Raw genomic sequence first — 17710 nt, 5'->3', positions numbered from 1 at the left:
ACGATACGAACGCGACACATCGAATGGCTACCGGGTTTTATACGCACCCCGATTGCGTCCGTCACGAGATGGGCGAGTGGCATCCGGAATGTCCCGAGCGGCTGCGCGCCATCGAGGATCAACTGATCGCCGGGCGCATCGACGGCTTGCTCGAGCGCCGTGAAGCGCCAGCGGCCGATGAGGCCAGCCTGCGACTCGTGCACACGCAAGATCACATCGACTTCATCCGCGACAATATCCCTGAAACGGGTTATTTCCCCATCGATCCCGACACATTGCTCAATCCGTATTCGTGGCGTGCTGCCACGCGCGCGGCAGGGGCGGCGGTGGCGGCAACCGATGCGGTCATTCGCGGCGAACTGGACAACGCGTTCTGTAGCGTGCGCCCGCCGGGCCATCACGCGACGCCGACGCGCGCCATGGGTTTCTGCCTGTTCAACAACGTGGCGATTGCGGCGGCTCATGCGCTGGAAGTGCACGGACTGTCGCGCGTGGCCATCGTCGACTTCGACGTGCATCACGGCAACGGCACCGAAGCGGCGTTCGCCAACGACGATCGCGTGCTGATGTGCGGCATCTTCCAGCACCCGTTCTATCCGTTCTCGGGCGCCGATCACCCCGCACCGAACATGCTCAATATCCCGCTCTCGGCGCGGACATCGGGCATGGCCGCGCGCGAGGCCATCGACTACGGCTGGCTCGGGCAGCTCGACGCGTTCCGTCCCGAAATGATTTTCTTCTCGGCGGGCTTCGACGCGCATCGGGAAGACGATCTCGGTAACCTCGGCCTGACCGAAGCAGACTTCACTTGGATGACCGAACGCGTGAAGGTCATTGCCGATCGTCACGCGAAGGGGCGCATCGTAAGTTGTCTCGAAGGCGGCTACAACCTCTCGGCACTTGGCCGCAGCGTTGTGGCGCATCTGAAGGTGCTCGCCGACGTTTGAGCGGCCTTCTTCGAGTGGCCTTCTTCGAGGGGCCTGCTTCGAGGGGCCTGCTTCGAGGGGCCTGCTTCGAGGGGCCTGCTTCGAGGGGCCTGCTTCGAGCGGCCTGCTTCGATCGGCTTATCGCGCGGCGCCTGCACTTCACCCTATTCGATGCCGCGCGGCATGACGTGGCACAGGAGACGATCATGAGCGCCACTGACGAATCGCTGGTTCTCACCACGCGCGGTGAAGGTGACCTTGCAGGCGTCGTGACGCTCACGTTGAATCGTCCGCGCCAGTTCAATGCCCTGTCCGAAGCGATGCTCGATGCGCTGCAACACGCACTCGATGCCATCGCGAACGACGACAGCGCGCGTGTTGTCGTATTGGCCGCAGCGGGGGCGGCGTTCTGCGCCGGGCACGATCTCAAGGAGATGCGCGCCGAGCCGTCGCTCGACTACTACCGTCGACTGTTCAATCAATGCACCCGCGTGATGATGACCATGCAGCGCATGCCGCAGCCCGTTATCGCACGCGTGCATGGCATAGCGACGGCGGCAGGGTGTCAGTTGGTGGCGATGTGCGATCTGGCGGTGTCAGCGTCGGTGGCACGCTTCGCGGTGTCCGGCATTAACGTGGGATTGTTCTGCGCGACACCGGGCGTGGCGCTCTCGCGCAATCTGTCGCGCAAGCAAGCGATGGAGATGCTGCTGACGGGCGATTTCATCGACGCCGAAACCGCGCGTGAACGTGGCCTCATCAATCGCGTGGTGCCGATGGAGCAGCTCGACACGGAAGTGGCGGCGCTATGTGCTTCGATACTCGCGAAGCCTGCGGCGGCAGTCGCCGCCGGCAAGGGCCTGTTCTACCGGCAACTGGAGACGGGCATCGAAGCGGCCTACCAGATGGCCGGCCAGACGATGGCGTGCAACATGATGGACGATAGCGCGCTCGAAGGCGTACAGGCCTTTATCGAAAAGCGCGCACCGGGTTGGGCGAAGTCATAGGCGACGATAGCGCTGTCGCTACCGGCGATTTACCACTGTTTCTCCAGCACCAGCGGCCCCGGCGTTGCCGTGCGGCTTACGGCATAGCCGTTGCCCGTGAACCACGCACGCAGCTCCTTCACCATGTCCGGATTGCCGCACACCATGATGCGCGACGTGGCAGGGTCGAGCGTCGCGCCCATCGATGTTTCCAGTTCTCCCGATTCGAGCAATGACGTGATGCGGCCATAAAGCGCACCGGGCGTCTGCTCGCGCGTCACGCAAACACCGAAGTGGAGTTTCTCGACCAGCGCCGGATCCACGTCAGGATGCGAGAAGTGGCGCAGTTCCTCGTAATAGGCGAGATCACGCTCCCAGCGCACGCTGTGCACCACGTAGATCTTTTGAAAACGCTGCCACACGGCCGGATCGCGCAATATCGACACGAACGGCGCGAGGCCCGTGCCCGTGGCGAGCAGCCAGAGGTCGTCGCCACCGGTGAATCGATCGAGCGTGAGAAAACCGTAGGCGGAGTGATCGACGAGCATCTCATCGCCGACCTTGAGCTTCGCCATGCGTGGCGTCAGCAGCCCCTCGGGAATCGTGATTACGTAGAACTCCAACGTATCTTCGGCAGGCGAATTCACGAAAGAATACGCGCGCCAGATCAGTTGTCCGTCATCGCCGGGCAGGCCGAGCCGAACGAACTGCCCGGGCGCAAATTGCAGGCCGGGCGGCCGTGTGGTCTTGATGCTGAAGATCGTCGGCGTCCAGAAGTGCACGCCGGTGACGGTTTGCGGCGAGTATTTCGTCTGCGCTTGCATGCCGGGGCTCCTCGCGAATTCGTACGAACCCAGTGTAACGCGCAGCGCGGCCTATCGGGGTGAGACCCTGCTCCCGTGTTGGGATCGCAGGGCCAGCGAGCTCAGACGCTATCGTGGGCCGGCTCGGGCGTTTTCGCGACCGGCAGGTGCTGCAACATCCACTGTGTGAGATCGCCGATGACTTTCTCGCGGTCGAGATCGTTGAGCGTTTCGTGAAAGTGGCCCTTGTAGAGATGCAGCGTCTTGTCCTGCGAGCCCGCGTTGTCATGAAACTGCTCGCTGGCCCACGGCGCGGTGAGTTTGTCCGCGGTGCCGTGAAAGACGTACAGCGGCAGATGCAGCGCATCGGCGTTGGCGTGAATACGCGCCATCGCGTCGAGCAATTCGGCGGCGGTGCGTGCCGGGGTGCCGCGATAGGCGTTCAACGGATCTTGCTTGGCCGCGTCGACCACCGACTTGTCGCGCGAAATCATCGCCGGATCGATCTTGAAGACCGGCACCTTCGGCAACCAGCGTGACACCCAGCGCCCGGCCTTGGCGAGCCACGGGGCAACGGGTTCCCCCGGCGCAAGGGCGGGGCTGCTCAGAATCAGCCCGCGCACATGGGCGGGCGCTCGTGTGATCGTGTAGAGCGCGGCAATGGCGCCGCCCATACTGTGGCCGAGCACGAACAGCGGCACTTGTCCGAAGGTGTGGCGCACGTGGGTGAGGAAAATCTCGGTGTCGTCGAGATATTCGTCGAAGTGATTGACGAAGACGCGTGCGCCAGCCGAGCGGCCGTGTCCCCGAAGATCGTACGTGATGGTGGCGATCTGATGCGAGGCGAAGTGCTCGGCGAGCCGCGCGTAACGCCCGCCGTGTTCGCCCATGCCGTGCACGATGGCGACCACCGCGCGCAGCGGCGTACCCGTGGTGCCTGTGTTGTCCGGGCGCCAGCTCTGCACGTGCAGATCGAGGCCGTCGCTGGCCTTCAGACGCGATTCCGAATGCGTGGTCATGTCTTCCTCCTCGCCCGGCGGCAGGGCGCTTGTCACCGAATTCCGAATGGATCCCCGGCGGGCCGTCATGCGTGTGACAGTCTGAATTCCGGGTGCGCCATTCGATCATAGGCGTCTGTGCGACGGGTGGATTTCTCTAGAGGAAATGCACCACGAAGACACTGGTTGAGCGTCACGATTTGCATAAAAATAGCACGATCGTTCGGGGCAGTGATGGCGTATCGGCAAGTGCCACCGCAGTTCCGGCAACGCTATCGCGAGGATCGCGCATGCGTGGCACATCCAGAGGGTGCATTAGGCTGTTGCCACAAAATGCCATAAATATGCAATAAATGCGTCAGTAACCCTGTGGTTATAATGGCAGCGGATTGACGTAAACGTAACTTTGGAGCGAGTTCATGAAGATCCTTGTACCGGTCAAACGGGTAGTGGATTACAACGTAAAGGTTCGCGTGAAGAGCGACGGCAGTGGCGTCGACATTGCGAACGTGAAGATGTCGATGAATCCGTTCGACGAAATCGCGGTGGAAGAGGCGGTGCGTCTGAAGGAAGCGGGCGTGGCGACGGAAGTGATTGCGGTGTCCGCGGGTGTGGCGCAATCGCAAGAGACGCTGCGTACGGCGCTGGCGATCGGTGCGGATCGCGCGATCCTGATCGAATCGGACGAAGAACTGCAACCGCTGGCCGTGGCCAAGTTGCTCAAGGCCGTGGTCGACAAGGAGCAGCCGCAACTGGTGATCCTGGGCAAGCAGGCCATCGACGACGACTCGAACCAAACCGGCCAGATGCTCGCGGCACTCGCGAAGCTGCCGCAGGCGACGTTTGCTTCGAAGGTGACCGTGGCGGATAACCGCGCACAGGTCACGCGCGAAGTGGACGGCGGTCTGGAAACGATCTCGCTGTCGCTGCCGGCGGTCATCACGACCGATTTGCGCCTGAATGAGCCGCGTTATGTGACGCTGCCCAACATCATGAAGGCGAAGAAGAAGCCGCTCGAGACGGTCAAGCCTGCCGATCTGGGGGTGGATGTGGCGCCGCGTCTGAAGACGCTGAAGGTGGCCGAGCCGCCCAAGCGCAGCGCAGGGGTGAAGGTGGCGGACGTGGCAACGCTCGTCGACAAACTGAAGACCGAAGCCAAGGTCCTGTAAGGAGACGACGAGATGAGCATTCTGGTAATTGCCGAACACGATAATCAATCGATCAAAGCGGCGACGCTGAACACGGTCGCTGCCGCACTGCAATGCGGTGACGACGTTCACGTGCTGGTCGCTGGCAGCAATGCCAAGGCCGCTGCTGACGCTGCCGCACAAATCGCGGGTGTGAAGAAGGTGCTGCTCGCTGATGCACCTTACTTCGCCGACGGTCTGGCGGAAAACATCGCCGACGAGGTGGTGTCGATCGCAGGTAACTATTCGCACATCCTCGCAACGGCGACCGCCTACGGCAAGAACATTGCCCCGCGCGTGGCCGCACTGCTGGACGTCGCCCAAATCTCGGATATCACGAAGGTCGACAGCGCCGACACGTTCGAGCGTCCGATCTACGCGGGTAACGCGATTGCGACGGTGCAAAGCGCCGACAAGGTGAAGGTGATCACCGTGCGCTCGACGGGCTTCGACCCGGCAGCCGCTACCGGTGGCAGCGCCGCAGTGGAGACCATCGCTGCTACGCCGGACGCCGGTCTGTCGCAATTCGTGGGCCGTGAAGTGACGAAGCTGGACCGTCCGGAACTCACGAGCGCGAAGATCATCGTCTCGGGTGGCCGTGGTCTGGGCTCGGGCGAGAACTACACGAAGGTGCTGGAGCCGCTGGCCGACAAGCTGGGTGCGGCACTGGGCGCTTCGCGCGCGGCAGTGGATGCCGGTTACGTGCCGAACGACTATCAGGTCGGTCAGACGGGCAAGATCGTGGCACCGCAGTTGTATGTGGCGGTGGGCATCTCGGGCGCGATTCAGCACTTGGCCGGGATGAAGGATTCGAAGGTGATCGTGGCGATCAACAAGGATCCGGAAGCGCCGATCTTCTCGGTGGCGGATTACGGTCTGGTGGGCGATCTGTTCACCGTTGTGCCGGAACTGGTGAGCGCGCTGTAAGCCGCTGGACAAGCAGATACGTCGGATACATCCGATACGTTAGATAAGGCCACTCACAAGGTGGCGCAGTCATCGCGCTGCGGAGCGGGTCGAGAGACTGGCTTCGCAGCCGATTCACATGAGGAGGCGGGCAACATGGTGCGTCCTCATATGAATCGGTCAGACACAAGACAATAAAAAACAAGAATCCCGGCATTCGCCACCATCCGCAGGCAAACGGAATCCCCTGGAGGAATGACATGAGTTATCAGGCCCCGATCAAGGACATGCAGTTCGTGATGAACGAGCTGGCGGACCTGTCGAGTATTGCCGCGCTGCCGGGCTACGAGGATGCCTCGCCCGAAATCGCACAGGCCGTGCTCGAAGAAGCCGCACGTTTTAACCAGGAAGTGCTCGCGCCGCTGAACGTCATCGGCGATCAGCAGCCGAGCACATGGAAAGACGGTGTCGTCACCACGACGCCGGGTTTCAAGGAAGCCTTCAAGCAGTTCTCCGAAGCCGGTTGGCAAGGGGTGCTGCACCCGCAGGAATTCGGCGGCCAAGGCCTGCCGAAACTGGTGGCCACGCCCTGCACCGAAATGCTCAATGCGGCGAACCTCTCGTTCGCCCTGTGCCCGTTGCTGACCGACGGTGCTGTCGAAGCGCTGCTCACGGCAGGCAGCGATGCACAACGCGCGCTCTACGTTCCCAAGCTGCTCTCTGGCGAATGGACCGGCACGATGAATCTGACCGAGCCGCAGGCGGGCTCCGATCTCGCGCTGGTACGCACACGTGCCGACCGCGCAGGCGACGGTACGTACAAGATTTTCGGCACGAAGATCTTCATCACGTTCGGCGAACACGACATGGCCGAGAACATCGTGCACCTCGTGCTGGCCCGCACGCCCGATGCGCCGCCGGGCGTGAAGGGCATCTCGCTGTTTATCGTGCCGAAGTTCAACGTCGATGCCGAGGGCAAGCTCGGCACGCGTAACGACGTGCACTGCGTGTCGATCGAACACAAGCTCGGCATCAAGGCGAGCCCGACCGCCGTGCTGCAATTCGGTGACAACGGTGGCGCAACGGGCTACCTGATCGGCGAAGAGAATCGCGGTCTCGAGTACATGTTCATCATGATGAACGCCGCGCGTTTCGCCGTGGGCATGCAAGGGGTCGCGGTCGCCGAGCGCGCCTATCAGCATGCGGTGGCGTATGCCCGTGATCGTTTGCAGAGCCGTCCGGTCGATGGTTCGTCGCGCGATGCGGTCGCGATCATTCATCACCCGGATGTGAAGCGCATGCTCATGACGATGCGCGCGCTCACCGAAGGGGCGCGTGCGCTGGCGTATGTCGCGGCGGCGCAGGCTGACATCGGACACAATGCCGCCGATGCGGGCGAGCGCAAGCGCGCACAGGCCGTCTACGAGTTTCTGGTGCCGATCGTGAAGGGCTGGAGCACGGAGATGTCGCTCGACGTCACGAGCCTCGGCGTGCAGGTGCATGGCGGCATGGGCTTCATCGAAGAAACGGGCGCTGCACAGTACTATCGCGACGCACGGATTCTGCCGATTTACGAAGGCACGACGGCCATTCAGGCCAACGACCTGATCGGTCGCAAGACGCTGCGTGATGGCGGCGCCGTGGCCCGTTCGCTGTTCGAGCAGGTGGCGGCCACCGAAAACGAATTGCGCGCCGCAGGCGGCGTGGCGACGAGCGTGGCCGAGCGTCTGGCCAAGGGCCGTGAAGCGTTGTCGATCGTGGTCGATTACGTCATCGCGAACACGCAAGACAACGCGAATGCCGTGTTTGCCGGCAGCGTGCCGTACCTGAAGCTGGCGGGGATCGTGCTGGGTGGCTGGCAGATGGGCCGCGCGTTGCTGGCAGCGCAGGCGCGTCGTGCGGAAGATCCGGCGTTCTTCGGTGCCAAGATCGGCACCGCACGTTTCTTTGCCGACCACATCCTGACGCAAGCACCGGGACTGGCACAGTCGATCACCGAGGGCGCAGATTCGGCGCTGTCGCTGAGTGAAGCGCAGTTCTGAGCGGTAGCTTTAGCGTCAGTAGCGAGCAATAAAAAAGGCGGCCTGCGGGCCGCCTTTCTTTTTGCCGTCATCGCACGACACATTCATCGCACGACAATCATCGAGCGAAAAAAACGGCACTGCGCGAACGCAGTGCCGTGTATTGGGTCCCCGCCACAGCCGCTAAGCCGGCATCCTGAACCGGGAGGTTCAAGGTGGTCGCGGTTAGTAGCGCTTTGGGTTCATCAGACAGAGTGACGCTCACGCCAGCACTACAAACTTCCGCAACCTGCAAAAAGCATTGGTTCAAGGAATCTATGACTTTCGCAAACCAGGCAGGGAAAACTAACCTTTTGAATCGCGCGACAGCCTGTGAATTTCTACGTTGACTCAGCTTTGATACTGGTCGATCACAGCGCTTAATCGATCGTTCATGCGTTGCATTCTACTCTGAATTTCTTCAGCGGGGAAAGATTGTCCAGCAGCAATACTTTTTTCCAGTGCAAGCAATTCGGATGCCAGGCTCAACGCTGCCATGACGGCAATCCGGTCGGTGCCGCGCACGCTGCTTTGTGCACGAACCTTGCTCATTTCGGCATCGACGCGCGAGACGGCGGAGAGCAGATCGGCCTCGTGTTCCGGCGGGCACGCGAGACGGTAAGACTGTTCCAGAATATGAACTTCGAGCTGCTTGATCGTCATGCGTGTTCTCCACCGGGGGTACCGAGCAGATCCATCTGACCCTCAGCAGGGTTTTGCGACGGAAGCTTTTCCAGAATGGCATTCAGGCGAACCTGAGCCTCGTCGATCTTGGCGGCGAGCTGATCGCGCTGCAAACGCAGGGCGTCGCGCTCGGCGCGTAATTGTTCAATCGCGGCGCGGGTATCGTCGCATTCGGCGCGTGTGCGCTCAAGCTCACTTAGCAGTGCCTGATTGTGTTGATGAAAACGTTGGCTTATTACAACCAACTGTTCGATTTTGTCAGTGAGATTGTCGAGATCGGTGAGCATCGGGCTGCGTCCTCTTAATTGCCCTACATTCTAACGGAATCGGCGGCCAATGCCCGATGAACGAGCATTGACGCTCGTCCGATTGACCCCTACACTTGCGGCGCTTCGGTGCTCGCGCACGCCCCCCGGCATGCGCAGTTAAACGGGAAACAGGGAGCCGCGCCCCCACACGGGCTGGCCAACCTGTGCTGCCCCCGCAACGGTAAGTCATCATTTCGGCCATAAAGGTTTCCGAAAACGCACCTCGCCTCAATCGCCACTGCAAGTGTTTCGCTTGTGGGAAGGCTGGTCAGGCGCGACGATGACCAGCCCGGATACCGGCCAAGCGAGTGGGGAAAAGTCATGCTGCCCGGCGCTGCCGCCGGCGGCTCGCCGTCGTTTTCATGTGTCGATGCGATTCCATGCGACTTGCATCCGTGACCTGTCGCCGGCGCTCCCCGTGCGCTGACGACCCGCGGGGGAACGGGTCAAGGCAAAAAAAGAAAACTACGGAAGTCACACCAGATCATGCGCTCCCACGTTCGCGCTATGGCGCCGCACGCGCCTGCCTTTGCACCTGCCCCGCGCACCGTCGCCCTCGTTTGTGCTTCGCTTGCCGCCTCACTGAGCTTTGCCGTGCACGCCCAGTCGGCCACGCCGGCCGCTGCTGCAACCTCGGCTGAAACGACCGCCGCACCGGCCGCTCCCGTCATCGTCGCGGCCAACACAGCCACCAGCGACAACACCACGGCGGCACAGCTCAAGACCACTGTCGTGACGGCCTCGCGTACCGAGCAGAAGCTGGCCGACACGCTCGCCGCCACCTCGGTGATCACGCGCGAAGACATCGAACAAAGCCAGGCACAAGACCTGCCGACGCTCCTGCGCGGTCAGGCCGGCGTGGAAATCGTGCAGAACGGCGGCTTCGGCACGTCGGCCAGCATCTTCATGCGCGGTGCTGCGTCGAACGCGTCGCTCGTGCTCATCGACGGCGTGCCGGTCAACTCGGCCACCACGGGCACGACCAACATCGCACAGATTCCGGTGTCGCAAATTGACCACATCGAAATCGTGCGCGGCAATGTTTCGGCGCTCTATGGTTCGCAAGCCGTGGGCGGCGTGATTCAGATCTTTACCCGCAAGGGCGACGGCGGCCCGCCGCGTGCCTACGCGGAAATCGGTTACGGCACGAACAACACCACGCAAGCCAACGCCGGTATTGCGGGTGCGTTCAATGACGGCAAGACCAACTTCTCGCTGGATGTGTCGCGCTTTCACACGAATGGCATCACGGCCATCGACCCACGCTTCTATCCGAAGAATGTGAATCCGAACCGAAACGGTGACGACAACACGAGCGTGAGCGCGTCGATCTCGCAAAAGCTCGGCGACACGTGGGAAGTTGGCGCGCGCCTGTTCCAGAGCGACGGCAGCAGCAGCTACGACAACGCCTACGGCAAGCCCACCGATCTGAACGATACCGACGCCCGCGTGCGTCAGATCACGGGCTACGCGAAGGGCAACGTCACCGACAAGTGGAGCACACGCTTCTCGGTCACGCAGGGCGACGACTACAGCTACAACTACCTGAACGGCAAGGGCAACGGCAACTTCCACACGTCGAGCAATCAGATCGACTGGGGTAACGAATACGCCTTCATGCCCGACCAGAAGCTCATCGCCGGCTACACCCGTCTGGAGCAAACCGTCGAGAGCAGCACCAACTATGGCCGTAACAACCGCCACGTCGATTCGGGCTACGTCGGCTACGAAGGCACCTTCGGCAAGCATCAGGTGCAGGCCAACGTGCGTCGCGACGTGTACTCCGACTTCGGCGGCGCCAACAGCTACTGGGTCGGCTACGGCTACAACCTGACGCCGCAATGGAAGTTGATGGCCAACGCGTCGGACGGTTTCCGCGCACCGACGTTCAACGACCTGTTCTACCCGGGCTACGGCAATCCGAACCTGCAACCCGAGCGTTCGATCTCGAAGGAACTCGGCGTGCAGTTCAACGGCGGCGAGCGTCTGGGTCTGGTCAAGCTGACCGGCTTCCAGACCAAGTACACGAACCTGATTCAGGGCCTGACGGTGTTTCCGTACACGGCCTCGAACGTGGCCAAGGCGCGTGTCGAAGGGCTTGAGCTGACGTACACCGGCCGTCCGATTTTCGGCGTTGACGTGCGGGCCTCGTTCACGCGTCAGAACCCGACCGATCTGGATGCCGACAAGCAACTCGCGCGCCGTGCCAAGCAGTTCGGCTCGGTCGGCCTGTCCAAGCGCTTCGACAAGTTCACCGTCGGCGGCGACGTGTTCTACAGTGGCGAGCGTTACGACAGCGGTGGCCAGCATCTCGGTGCGTACACGCTCGTGAACCTGCAAGCGCGTTACGATATCGACAAATCCTGGTACGTCTCGGCGCACCTGGACAACGTCTTCAACAAAAACTACCAGACGGTTTATGCCTACAACACGATCGGGCGCGCGATTTACGTCACGCTCGGCTGGAAGCAGTTCTGACGCACCGGCATCGCGGGGCGTAGCGGCATGACGCTGCGTCGCGCACTCGCCATCTGGACGGCACTCGCCAGCCTCGCGCTGGCAGTGCTCGTGGCATCGCTCATGCTGGGCAGTGTGCCGGTCTCGCTACGTGAGATCGGCGGTCTGATCCTCGGCCACGACGTCGGGCTGGCCGGCGACGTGGTCTGGCGTCTGCGCCTGCCACGTGCGCTGGCCGCTTTTGCCTGCGGCGGATTACTGGCGGTGTCGGGCGCGCTCATGCAGACGCTGCTGCGCAATCCGCTGGCCGACCCCTACGTGCTCGGTATCTCCGGCGGTGCGGCCGTCGCGGCACTGGCCTCGCTTGCGCTGATGCTGCCTTTCTTCTGGGTGCAGACGAGCGCCTTCTTCGGTGCACTGGCGGCTATTGCGCTCGTGATGGCGCTCTCGCACCGCAGCTTTTTCCGTCCCGGTGAACAAGACAGCAGCGCACGCCTGCTGCTCACCGGCGTGATGATGGCCGCCGGTTTCGGCGCGCTCGCCATGCTGATTCTCACATTGGCGCCCGACGCCAGCCTGCGCGGCATGCTGTTCTGGCTCACGGGCGATCTCAATGGCGTCGACCGTGCCACGTTGCCGTTGCTGGCACTGGGCGCGACGCTGCTCATCGTCTGCCCGGTGGCCCATCGGTTGAACGTGCTGCTGCGCGGCGAAGCCGTGGCACAGGCCGTCGGTGTGTCGGTCGGGCCGCTGCGTGCGCGCATCTATCTGGCGGCGTCGCTGGCAACTGCGGTGGCGGTGACCACCGCCGGCAGCATCGGCTTTGTCGGCCTCGTGGTGCCGCATATTCTGCGACTGCGTTTCGGTAACGACCAGCGAATGCTGCTGCCCGCTGCGGCATTGGCCGGTGGCGTGCTGTTGATGGTTGCCGATCTGGTCGCACGCACCGTCATTGCGCCGACGCAACTGCCGGTCGGCGTGATTACGGCGATCATCGGTGTGCCGCTGTTCCTCTGGCTGCTCTCGCGACGGGTGATTCGATGAGTGCCCCGACTTCGGTAAAGGCACCGACCCCGCTGCTGCACACCCACGCGCTGACGCTGCGCGCGGGCGAACGGATGCTGGTGGACTGGCTCGACTTTGCCGTTTCCCCGGGCGAATGCTGGTGTCTCGCCGGTCCGAACGGCGCGGGCAAGACCACGTTGCTCAGCACGCTCGCCGGCTTGCGCAGCATCGACGAAACCCCGCATCGCGACGACGCCATTGCCGCCTCCGGCCGCGTCGATATCGCGGGCAAACCACTCGCGCAGTGGCGCGTCGGCGCACTCGCCAAGGTGCGCGCGCTCATGCCGCAGCAGACCCGCGATGCGTTCGGCGCGACGGCGCTCGAGGTCGTCCTCGCAGGCCGGCATCCGTATCTGGCACAGGGCCGTTGGGGCGCATGGGAATCGGACGACGATATCGCCGCTGCGCTCGACGCACTGGCGCAGGTCGGGCTCGACGCGTTTGCGCAGCGCGATGTCACTACGCTCTCGGGCGGTGAGCGTCAGCGCGTGTCGCTGGCGGCAGTACTCGCGCAGGCGACGCCGTTGCTATTGCTCGACGAACCGATCTCGCATCTCGATCTGCATCACCAGATGGATGCCCTCGAACGTCTCGCCGACCATGCGGCACGTGACGATGCCGCCGTGGTCTTTTCCTGCCACGATCTGAATCTCGCCCGCCGCTTTGCCACCCATGCGTTGTTGCTCGACGGGCGGGGGGCATGGCGCGCGGGCCCCGTGCGCGACGTACTCACGGCCGAGTATTGCAGCGACGCGTTCGGTTACCCGCTGCGCCTGATTCGCGATGGCGAGGACGAGGCACTCGTGCCCGCCCGCCGTGGCTGAGGCGCCGGTTTTTCGCATCATTTCCGCGCGTGGCACCGCGCCGCGCGCCCGTTTTTACAGATTCCACAGATTTCACAGATTCCACAGGTGCTGTTCATGACGACTGAAACGCCACAACCCGATCCCAACGCCACCCCCGAGGGCAACAACGCCGACGAGGCCCGCAACGAGCGCCATCGCGCCCGCATGGTGCGCAAGAAGGCGCTGATCGACGGCAAGATTGCGCAGGCGCAACACGATTGCGGCGTGCTCGTCATCACCACCGGCAACGGCAAGGGCAAGTCCAGCTCGGGCTTCGGCATGGTCGTGCGCGCCATGGGCCACGGCATGAAGACGGGCGTGGTGCAGTTCATCAAGGGCGCGATCCCGACCGGTGAAGAGAAATTTCTGCGCCGTTTCCCGGAAGAATGCGAGTTTCACGTGATGGGCGAAGGCTACACGTGGGATACGCAAGACCGCATGCGCGACATCGCCAAGGCCGAAGCGGCATGGGAGCAGGCGCGCCGCATGCTGGCCGATGCATCCTTCGGCCTGCTGTTGTTCGATGAACTCAATATCGCGCTCAAGCTGGGCTATCTCGATGTGAACACCGTGATCGCCGATCTGGAGTCGCGCCCGGAGATGCAGCACGTCGTGATCACTGGCCGGGGCGCACCGCAGGCGCTCGTCGACGCGGCAGACACGGTGACCGACATGACGCCGGTTAAGCACGCCTTCGCGCAGGGCATTCGCGCGCAGCCCGGCGTGGAAATGTAAGCGACGTCCCCCGGCTCGACCCAACCGGCACGCCGCCGTTTTTCGTTTTCGTTTCAGGAAGTCTCACGCATGACCGCAATGACCGCATACAGCCCGCTGCTGGCCGAATTGTTCGAGGTTGCCGCGCCGTCCACCGACATGGACGCCGCGTTGCAGCACGCCATCGATATCAAGACGAAGCCGCCCGGCAGCCTCGGCGCGCTAGAGCGAATCGCGCTGCAAATCGGCCGCATCCAGCAGAGCGTGACGCCTGATCTCGCGCGTCCGGCCATGCTGGTGTTCGCGGGCGATCACGGCATCGTGGCGTCGGGCGTGAGCCCGTATCCGCAGGCGGTCACGGCGCAGATGGTGCTCAACTTTCTGCGAGGTGGCGCGGCGATCAATGTGTTCTGCCGTGCCAATCAGATCGAGATGGAAGTGATCAACGCGGGCGTGGCGGCCGACTTCCCGGCGCATGCCTCGCTGGTGGATATTCCCGTCGCGCGCGGCACGCAGAATTTTCTCGAACGCCCGGCCATGTCGCGCGAGCAGCTCGAAGCGGCGCTCGCTGCCGGTGCCGCGCGCGTGGTCGCTCATGCGCAGCGTGGCACGCGCATGATCGGCTTTGGCGAAATGGGCATCGGCAACACCTCGGCAGCGGCCTGTGTGATGCAGCGTCTGACCGGTTTGCCGCTGGCTGCCTGCGTGGGACGTGGCACCGGCGTGGACGATGCAGGACTGGCGCGCAAGACGGCGGTGCTGGCGCTGGCGCTCGACGCCCATCCGTTGAGCGGTGACGTCGATCCGCTCGACGTGCTCGCGACGTTCGGCGGCTTCGAGATCGCAATGATGACCGGCGCGTATCTGGCGGCGGCCAAACTGGGCCTCGTCGTTGTGGTCGACGGTTTCATCAGCACGTCGGCGTTGCTCGTGGCTGCGCGTCTCGCCCCGGCAGTCCTCGATTACTGCATTTTTGCGCACGCGTCGGACGAAGCCGGTCATCGCGCCATGCTCGATGCACTGGGTGCAAAGCCGCTGCTGCAACTGGGGCTGCGATTGGGCGAGGGCACCGGCGCGGCGCTGGCCATGCCGCTGATTCAGGCGGCTGCGGCGTTCCTGCGCGAGATGGCTACGTTCGAAGGCGCAGGCGTGAGCGATCGCGACACACCGGCAGCATGACGACGACATGACGACGACATGACGATATCTCGCCCCGATCCGTCTGACGAGAATCCCGCACCGCTTCCCGGCGAGGCGACGGCGTCGCACGCGGTCGTGCCGGCAGTGCCCGGCCCGGATGCGCATGACGGATGGGGCAAGCAGCAACTGCGGCTGTTCCTGACGGCACTCGGCTATTTCACGCGCGTGCCGATCCCCTCGTGGGTGGGCTATTCGCCCGCGCAACTGAACGCGGCAACACGCTACTTCCCGATGGTCGGGGTGTTCGTCGGCGTGCTCGTGGCGTTGTTGACGGTGGCGATGGGCATGCTCTGGTCACCGCGTCTGGCGATTGCGCTGGGGCTTGCGGTGAGCGTGCTGCTGACCGGCGCGTTTCATGAAGACGGTCTTGCCGATTCGGTCGATGCCTTCGGCGGTGCGTTCGAACGAGAGCGCGTGCTGGAGATCATGCACGACTCGCGCATCGGCACCTATGGGGCGGTTGCCCTCTGGTTGGCGCTCGCGATCAAATGGCAGGCGCTGGTCGACGTGCAAACGGCATTCGGCTGGAGTGGCTTTGCGGTCGTGCTGATCGGGGCGCACGCGGCAAGCCGCTGCATGGCGATCAGTCTGTTGCGCGCGCTCGACTATGTGCGTGCACAGGGCAAGGCGAAGCCGGTCGCACAACGTCTGAGTCTCGAGGGTTTGCTGTTCGGCGTGGCGTGCAGCGTGCCGTGGGCATTCTGGCCGGATTGGCGCGCTGGCGCGACCGGCGTGGTGGTGTTGATCGTGCTGCGCGCTGCGTTCATCCGGTATCTGCGCCGACGGCTGGGCGGTTACACCGGCGATACGTTGGGCTTCGCACAACAGATCGGCGAACTCGCGCTGTATCTGACGGTGTGCGCATGGATCTGATTCTGCTGCGGCATCCGCCGCCCGACGTTGCCCCGGGCACCTGCTACGGGCAGACCGATCTGCCGGTCGACGCGGCGCAGTTCGATGCGTATGTAGCGGCTATGCGGGAGAACGTCGCGACTTGGCTCGATGGCCGCGTGCCCGTCGCTGTCCATAGCAGCCCTTTGCAACGCGCCCGCCGCGCAGCGAACGTGATTGCCGAATCGTTGGGTTTGCCGGTGACTGAGGATGCCCGCTTGTCGGAGATGCACTTCGGCGAGTGGGAAATGCAGCGCTGGGACTCCATCGATCGCGTGCAACTCGATGACTGGGCACACGATGTCGCAGGCTTTGCGCCACCCGGTGGCGAGTCGGCTCGCGATGTCGTGGTGCGGATGGACGCATGGGCGAGGGCGGCGCTGGTTGCCACGACGGCGCACTCCGCACGAGGCGTGCACATCGCCGTGACGCACGCCGGACCGATTCGGCTGCACACGGCGACGGCGCTACGCCTGCCGACCGCTGCGTGCCTGTCGTGGGCACTCGGCTTCGGTGCCGCTTGTGAGTTGCACTTCAGCGGCGACGGACACGCACGGCTGGTTCGCTGGAACGCCTGAGCGATTACTGCGCGTGCGCCTGCGTGCGTCGTTGACGCGCGATATCGAGGTCTTCGCACATCGTGCGGGCGCCGTCGAGAATGCGCGGGCCGGGGCGGTTGATCAGATCGCCGTCGATGCCGAAGAGATTGTTGTTCGCCACGGCAGGCAATTGCGTCCACTTGCGCCAGCTGTCGAGCGTCGCGAGCGGCTTGTCCGACTTTGTCGCACCGGGTGTGGCCGTGAACATCGCCTCCGGCCGTTTGGCGAGCACGGCCTCGATCGACACGCGCGGCACCAGCGCGGGCTCGTCGGCGAAGATGTTGACGCCGCCACACAGACGAATCACGTCGCTGACCATATGCGTGCCGTTGAGCGTCATCAGCGGCTGCGTCCACACTTGATAGAACACCGACACCGGCGCGCGCGAGGAGTATTGCGTGCGTAGCGCCTCATAGCGCGCGCGGAACGCGTTGGCGGCCGCCTGCGCCTTTGCGGGGGTGCCAGTGAGCGCACCCAGACGCTCGATGGCGTCGGGCAGGTCGGTCAAATGCTTGGGTTCCGAATAGAACACGGGCAACTTCAACTGACGCAGTGCTTCGACTTGCCGCTGCGAATTGCCATGCATCCACACCACCAGCAGGTCCGGCTTGAGCGCGAGAATGCGTTCGAGATCGAGGGCGCTGTTGTCACCCACGCGGGTAATGCGCTTGGCCGCTTCGGGGTAATCGGAGTAGGCCACGGCACCGACTACGCGGTCGCCTGCACCGGCAGCAAATAGCAACTCTGTCGCGTGCGGTGCCAGACTCACGATGCGCTGTGCAGGGGCCGTCAGCGTGACGGTGGCGCCGGTGTCGTCCTTCACAGAGATGGCGGCATGCGCGCTTGCGGCGAAGCCGAACGCCAAAACAGCGGTCGAAAGCACAGTCGAAAAAACAGCGGCGGCATGGTGTGCGCGGCGACGGGAGGCAGGCGGAAGAGTGAGCGACATTGACCGGCGGTAGGAGGCGGAAAGGGGTGATGGGGAGCAGAGCAAGGCGGAGTGCCGACCGTGAGGACGACAAAGCCTCGCCATTTTCGACGGGTTGCCTTGTTGCTGCAAGGACGGCGACGCATGGCCCTC

Annotated in this window: 17 protein-coding genes, 1 other RNA gene and 1 riboswitch; of the genes, 12 read left to right on the top strand and 6 right to left on the bottom strand. The window is 63.5% G+C overall.

Translation table 11 applies throughout. The annotated features are described in order from the left end of the window. Positions 1-23 precede the first annotated feature (23 nt). Together AT302_RS19715 and AT302_RS19710 are read left to right on the top strand one after the other, a co-directional pair. A complete protein-coding gene (locus tag AT302_RS19715) occupies positions 24-947 on the top strand; it encodes a histone deacetylase family protein (RefSeq protein WP_058375466.1) in 924 nt (307 codons plus the stop codon). A 185-nt stretch (positions 948-1132) separates the two neighbouring features. Continuing rightward, positions 1133-1933, top strand: coding sequence for an enoyl-CoA hydratase (locus AT302_RS19710; protein ID WP_058375465.1), 801 nt, complete (start codon positions 1133-1135; stop codon positions 1931-1933). A 29-nt stretch (positions 1934-1962) separates the two neighbouring features. Here AT302_RS19710 and AT302_RS19705 read toward each other — a convergent pair whose 3' ends face one another. Together AT302_RS19705 and AT302_RS19700 are read right to left on the bottom strand one after the other, a co-directional pair. Beyond that, entirely contained in the window at positions 1963-2736 is a 774-nt protein-coding gene (locus AT302_RS19705) for a ferredoxin--NADP reductase (RefSeq protein ID WP_058375464.1), read from the bottom strand. Positions 2737-2837: 101 nt separating this feature from the next. Then, complete coding sequence (locus AT302_RS19700) at positions 2838-3734, bottom strand: alpha/beta hydrolase (protein ID WP_058375463.1); 897 nt, start codon at positions 3732-3734, stop codon at positions 2838-2840. Between the two features lie 398 nt (positions 3735-4132). Between AT302_RS19700 and AT302_RS19695 the strand changes: the two genes are divergently transcribed. From AT302_RS19695 to AT302_RS19685, 3 genes are all read left to right on the top strand, one after another. Then, positions 4133-4882 (top strand): electron transfer flavoprotein subunit beta/FixA family protein, encoded by a 750-nt coding sequence (locus AT302_RS19695; protein ID WP_058375462.1) that lies wholly within the window; start codon positions 4133-4135, stop codon positions 4880-4882. Between the two features lie 12 nt (positions 4883-4894). Beyond that, positions 4895-5827, top strand: coding sequence for an electron transfer flavoprotein subunit alpha/FixB family protein (locus AT302_RS19690; RefSeq protein WP_058375461.1), 933 nt, complete (start codon positions 4895-4897; stop codon positions 5825-5827). A 239-nt stretch (positions 5828-6066) separates the two neighbouring features. Next, positions 6067-7848 (top strand): acyl-CoA dehydrogenase, encoded by a 1782-nt coding sequence (locus tag AT302_RS19685; protein WP_058375460.1) that lies wholly within the window; start codon positions 6067-6069, stop codon positions 7846-7848. Positions 7849-7991: 143 nt separating this feature from the next. On the opposite strand, the gene ssrS is transcribed toward AT302_RS19685, so the two are convergent. The 3 genes from ssrS to AT302_RS19670 form a co-directional block, all read right to left on the bottom strand. Further along, positions 7992-8172: non-coding RNA, 6S RNA (gene ssrS / locus AT302_RS19680), on the bottom strand. A 45-nt stretch (positions 8173-8217) separates the two neighbouring features. Beyond that, positions 8218-8529 carry a cell division protein ZapA gene (locus AT302_RS19675; RefSeq protein WP_058375459.1) on the bottom strand — a complete coding sequence of 104 codons (312 nt, stop codon included), beginning with the start codon at positions 8527-8529 and terminating at the stop codon, positions 8218-8220. After that, on the bottom strand, positions 8526-8837 hold the full coding sequence (locus AT302_RS19670) for a hypothetical protein (protein WP_058375458.1): 312 nt from the start codon (positions 8835-8837) through the stop codon (positions 8526-8528). Before AT302_RS19670 ends, AT302_RS19675 begins: the two co-directional genes overlap by 4 nt. 88 nt (positions 8838-8925) lie before the next feature. Then, a riboswitch (cobalamin riboswitch) is annotated at positions 8926-9177 on the top strand. 167 nt (positions 9178-9344) lie between these two features. Here AT302_RS19670 and AT302_RS19665 point away from each other — a divergent pair. The 7 genes from AT302_RS19665 to AT302_RS19635 all read left to right on the top strand — a co-directional run bounded on the left by AT302_RS19665 (position 9345) and on the right by AT302_RS19635 (position 16608). Then, positions 9345-11336: a TonB-dependent receptor plug domain-containing protein gene (locus tag AT302_RS19665; RefSeq protein ID WP_058375457.1), complete on the top strand. Its 1992-nt coding sequence runs from the start codon at positions 9345-9347 to the stop codon at positions 11334-11336. Between the two features lie 27 nt (positions 11337-11363). After that, on the top strand, positions 11364-12359 hold the full coding sequence (locus AT302_RS19660) for a FecCD family ABC transporter permease (RefSeq protein ID WP_058375456.1): 996 nt from the start codon (positions 11364-11366) through the stop codon (positions 12357-12359). Continuing rightward, positions 12356-13204: an ABC transporter ATP-binding protein gene (locus AT302_RS19655; RefSeq protein WP_058375455.1), complete on the top strand. Its 849-nt coding sequence runs from the start codon at positions 12356-12358 to the stop codon at positions 13202-13204. Before AT302_RS19660 ends, AT302_RS19655 begins: the two co-directional genes overlap by 4 nt. A 96-nt stretch (positions 13205-13300) precedes the next feature. Beyond that, positions 13301-13960 carry a cob(I)yrinic acid a,c-diamide adenosyltransferase gene (gene cobO, locus AT302_RS19650; RefSeq protein WP_058379801.1) on the top strand — a complete coding sequence of 220 codons (660 nt, stop codon included), beginning with the start codon at positions 13301-13303 and terminating at the stop codon, positions 13958-13960. A gap of 69 nt (positions 13961-14029) precedes the next feature. Next, positions 14030-15118, top strand: a complete 1089-nt coding sequence (gene cobT / locus AT302_RS19645; RefSeq protein WP_084656347.1) for a nicotinate-nucleotide--dimethylbenzimidazole phosphoribosyltransferase — start codon at positions 14030-14032, stop codon at positions 15116-15118. 18 nt (positions 15119-15136) lie between these two features. Further along, positions 15137-16012: an adenosylcobinamide-GDP ribazoletransferase gene (locus AT302_RS19640; RefSeq protein WP_084656346.1), complete on the top strand. Its 876-nt coding sequence runs from the start codon at positions 15137-15139 to the stop codon at positions 16010-16012. Then, complete coding sequence (locus tag AT302_RS19635; protein ID WP_058375454.1) at positions 16003-16608, top strand: histidine phosphatase family protein; 606 nt, start codon at positions 16003-16005, stop codon at positions 16606-16608. The genes AT302_RS19640 and AT302_RS19635 overlap by 10 nt, the downstream gene beginning before the upstream one ends. A 4-nt stretch (positions 16609-16612) precedes the next feature. Here AT302_RS19635 and AT302_RS19630 read toward each other — a convergent pair whose 3' ends face one another. Further along, a complete protein-coding gene (locus AT302_RS19630) occupies positions 16613-17494 on the bottom strand; it encodes a cobalamin-binding protein (RefSeq protein WP_237171971.1) in 882 nt (293 codons plus the stop codon). Between the last annotated feature and the right edge of the window lie 216 nt (positions 17495-17710).

Origin of the sequence: Pandoraea norimbergensis (assembly GCF_001465545.3) — a bacterium.
In the GTDB taxonomy this organism is placed as follows: domain Bacteria; phylum Pseudomonadota; class Gammaproteobacteria; order Burkholderiales; family Burkholderiaceae; genus Pandoraea; species Pandoraea norimbergensis.
Note: the sequence above shows the minus strand (reverse complement) of the source record. Positions and strands in the feature narration are given on the sequence as shown.